A 4,391-nucleotide genomic window follows, 5' to 3' on the forward strand; every position below is an offset into this window, starting at 1 on the left:
GAGTCTGGACATCCCCCGCGACCGTTTGGTGGTCGTCTGCGGGCCGTCGGGCTCGGGAAAGTCCACCCTGGCCTTTGACATCGTCTACGCCGAAGGCCAGCGGCGCTATGTCGAGTCCCTGTCAGCCTACGCCCGTCAATTTTTGCCTCAGATGGACAAACCCGAGGTGGATAAAATCGAAGGATTGTCTCCGGCCATCTCATTGGAACAGCAGTCCTCGGGCCGCAACCCGCGCTCCACCGTGGGCACGGTGACCGAAATCTACGATTTTCTGCGCGTCTTCTTCGCCCGTCTAGGAACGCCCCATTGCCCGGGCTGCGACCAGCCCATCCAAGCCCAGGCCCCGGATCAGATCATCGAATCCATCCTGCGTTTGGCCCCGGACAACAAATTCCTGGTCCTGGCCCCCCTGGTGGACCACCAGAAAGGGGCCCACGCCGACCTCTTCCGCAAACTGCGCTCCCAGGGTTTCGTCCGGGTCCTCATCAACGGCGAAGCCCATGAACTGGAAAACCCGCCCACCCTGGACAAAAACAAAAAGCACGTCATCGATCTGGTCGTCGACCGCTTGGTCATGAAGGAGGACATCCGCAAGCGTCTGGCCGATTCCGTGGAACTGGCCCTGGCCCACGGCCGGGGTCGATTGAAGCTGGCCGTGGTGGGTGGAGACACTCTCCTCTACAGCACCGAGGCCGTCTGCCCCCGTTGCGACCTGAGCCTGCCCCGGCCCAGCCCGCAGCTCTTCTCCTTCAACAGCCCCCAGGGGGCCTGCCCGCGCTGTGCGGGCCTGGGCACCACCGAGTACTACGAGCCCGATCTTTTGGCCCCCAACCGCGGCCTGTCCCTGCGTCAGGGGGCCATCATCCCCTGGAAGCGGCCCAGGGCCCTCGAGCCACAGATCCCCGGTCTGGAACATCTCGGCCAAAAGCACGGATTCACCCTGGACACGCCCCTGACCCGGTTCTCGCCGGAGGCCTCCCAGGCCTTGTTCCACGGCGACTCCGAGGCCCATTGGCCGGGCATCGTCCCCCTGCTGAACGACTCCTGGCAGTACGGCGACGTCTGGCGCGACGAAATGGCCCGCTTTCGGCAGACCACTCTCTGCCCCGAATGCCAGGGGGCCCGCCTACGGCCCGAGGCCCTGGCCGTGCGCGTGCATGATCTAAACATTTTTCAGCTCTGCTCCCTGCCCGTGGACCGGGCTCTTGACTGGCTGCGCTCGCAAAGCTTCGACGGCTTCCAAAATCGCATTGCCGAGCCTCTGGTCAAGGAACTTGGCCACCGCCTGAACTTCCTGGTCCAGGTCGGCCTGGACTACCTGAACCTGGCCCGGACCATGTCCACCCTGTCCGGGGGCGAGGCCCAGCGCATCCGCCTGGCCGGTCAGCTCGGTTCTGGTCTGGTCGGCGTGACCTATGTCCTGGACGAACCGAGCATCGGCCTCCATCCCCGCGACAACGATCGACTCATCAATACCCTGCGAGACCTCCAGGGCCGGGGCAACACCGTCCTCGTGGTCGAGCACGACGAAAACACCATCCTCTCGGCCGATCAGGTCATCGAACTCGGCCCGGGCTCGGGCTATCTGGGCGGGGAGATCGTCTATCAGGGCGACGTGCCCGGGCTCTTGGCCAGCCCCGACTCCCTGACCGGCCGGTATCTCCGCGGGGATCTGGTCATCCCCGTACCCGAAACGAGACGACGGCCCTCCGGGTTTATCCGGCTGCGAGGGGTGCGTACCAACAACCTGAAGAACCTGGACTGCGACCTGCCCCTGGGGTGTCTGGTCTGCGTCACCGGGGTTTCGGGCTCGGGCAAGAGCTCCCTGGTCGTGGATACCCTCTACAAGCATTTGGCTCTGCGCCAGGGTCTCAAGGTGGACCAGCCAGGAGTCATCGCCGGGCTGGAAGGGGCCGAGGAGGTCGAACGTATCATTTCCATCGACCAGACCCCTATCGGCCGCACCCCGCGCTCCAACCCGGCCACCTACACCAAGGTCTTCGACGAAATCCGAAACATCTTCGCCCAGACCCGGGACGCCCGCAAACGCGGCTACACCCCGGGCCGTTTCAGCTTCAACTTGAAAGGCGGCCGCTGCGAGGCCTGTCAGGGCGACGGTCAGCTCCGGGTGGAGATGCACTTTCTGCCCGATGTCTTTGTCACCTGCGAGGTCTGCGGTGGGCAACGGTACAATCGGGAAACCCTAGACGTGACCTATCAGGGCAAAAACATCGCCGAGGTCCTGGACATGACCGTACGCCAAGCCAGAGCATTCTTTTCCAACTATCCGGTTCTGGACCGGAGGCTGACTGTTCTGGAGGAGGTCGGCCTGGAGTACATCCGCCTGGGACAGCCGGCCACGACCTTGTCCGGCGGCGAGGCCCAGCGGATCAAGATTTCCCGCGAGCTGGGGAAACGCGGCCTGCCCAAGACCCTCTACATCCTGGACGAACCCACCACCGGCCTGCACATGCACGAGGTGGGCAAACTCATCCATGTCCTGCACCGTCTGGTGGATAGAGGTGCCACGGTGGTGGTCATTGAGCACAACCCGGACGTTATCCGCTCGGCCGACTACGTGCTGGATCTCGGTCCCGGCGGAGGAGAGAACGGAGGCCGCATCGTTGCCCAGGGCACGCCCGAGGAGATCGTGGCCGACCCGGCCTCGGTGACGGGGCGGTTTCTGATCCGACAATAATGGTGTGAACGCGGCAAACCCAAACCGAACGAACCAATCGGCCAAAATGCCGGGCCTCCATGGGGCGAGGGACTGTTCCCCGTCGCGCTTGCATGTTCGCCATCGGCCTACAAAGGCCTTGGAGTTGGCAGGTTCATCATATATGCTGTCGCCGGACGGACCCAAGCATGACAGTCGCATCCGAGCAAGAATTCCTCGACCTTTTGGACCGCTTCTTCCCGAATGCGGGGCCGGGCCTCGTCCGCGGCCGGGGGGACGACGCCGCCGTGATCGACGGCTTTGAAAGGCTCTGTCTGACTACCGATCTTTTCGTCGAGGACGTTCATTTTCGCCGACGATACTTCACTCCCCGCGATATCGGCCACAAGGCCCTGGCCGTAAACCTGAGCGATCTGGCCGCTATGGGGGCCCGACCCATGGGCTTTACCCTCTGCCTGACCGTGCCTCCGGGATCACCGGATAAATCGTGGTGGGAGGAACTCTTCGCCGGAATGGCCGATCTGGCTGCCAGGCACGGTGTTCTTCTGGTCGGAGGCGACCTGTCCAGAGGCCCGAGCCTGTCCCTGGCCGTGACTGCCTGGGGTCCATCGGCCAGGCCTCTGTGTCGGGCCCAGGCCCGGACCGGAGATCTGGTCTTTCTCGTCGATTCCATCGGCTTGGCCCGGACCGGGCTGACCGTTCTGGAACGGGGCATGAATCCGGCAGACTGGCCCACATCCGTTGCCGCCCATCTGCGACCCCGTCCCCTGGTGGCCGAAGGCTTGGCCCTGCGCATCCATGAAGACGGCATCGCCCGCAAGCAACCCCATCCCGATCCGAAAAAACTGGTCCCCGACCTGCTCCAGGATACGGAAATCTACATGCTGGATCTCGGCACCCTGGTGGCTGGAACCAAGTATCGCGGCGATTTTGAAAAAAGGCTCAAGGAAGTGGTGGCAGCCATCGAGAAGAAAGAGAAAGCCATTTTGTTCATCGACGAGATGCACACCATCATCGGGGCCGGGGCCACCAGCGGCGGCTCGATGGATGCCTCCAATCTGCTCAAGCCCGCCCTGCAGTCGGGAACGATCCGCTGCATCGGTTCCACCACCTATGAGGAGTATAAAAATCACATCGAGAAGGACCGTGCCCTGTCGCGCCGTTTTCAGAAGATCGATATCGAGGAACCCTCAGTGGACGATACCTGCCGCATTCTCCGGGGACTTCAACCCAAATATGAGGAATATCACCAGATTCGCTATGCAAAAACCGCTATCGACGCCACCGCCGAACTGGCCCATCGCTACATCAACGACCGCTTTCTCCCGGACAAGGCGATCGATGTCATGGATGAGGTGGGGGCTTTTTTCCGCCTGAACGGCAAGACCGGGCGGACAGTCGGGGTGCGGGATGTCGAGCAGATCGTCTCCAAGATCGCCCGGGTTCCGGTCAACAGCAAGACCGGCAACGATCTCGACGCCCTACTGCACCTGGACGGACAGCTCAAGTCGGTCATCTTTGGGCAGGATCAGGCCATTGAGGCCCTGGTCAAGGCGGTCAAGCGCTCCCGGGCCGGTTTAAGCAATCCCCAGGCCCCCACAGGTTCCTTCCTCTTTGCCGGGCCGACCGGGGTGGGCAAGACCGAGGTGGCACGTCAGCTGGCCGCTTCCCTGTCCGTGCATTTCGAACGCTTCGACATGAGCGAGTATATGGA

The 4,391-nt window shown here is 62.9% G+C and carries 2 protein-coding genes; both read left to right on the forward strand.

Annotated elements, in window-relative coordinates:
* A partial coding sequence (uvrA, locus tag EOM25_12610; GenBank protein ID NCC26015.1) for an excinuclease ABC subunit UvrA occupies positions 1-2,698 on the forward strand: 2,698 nt, incomplete at its 5' end.
* A 59-nt stretch (positions 2,699-2,757) separates the two neighbouring features.
* Positions 2,758-4,391 (forward strand): AAA family ATPase (locus EOM25_12615; protein ID NCC26016.1); only part of this gene is annotated, 1,634 nt, incomplete at its 3' end.

The sequence above is a fragment of the Deltaproteobacteria bacterium genome (genome assembly GCA_009929795.1).
Classification (GTDB): Bacteria; Desulfobacterota; Desulfovibrionia; order Desulfovibrionales; family Desulfomicrobiaceae; genus RZZR01.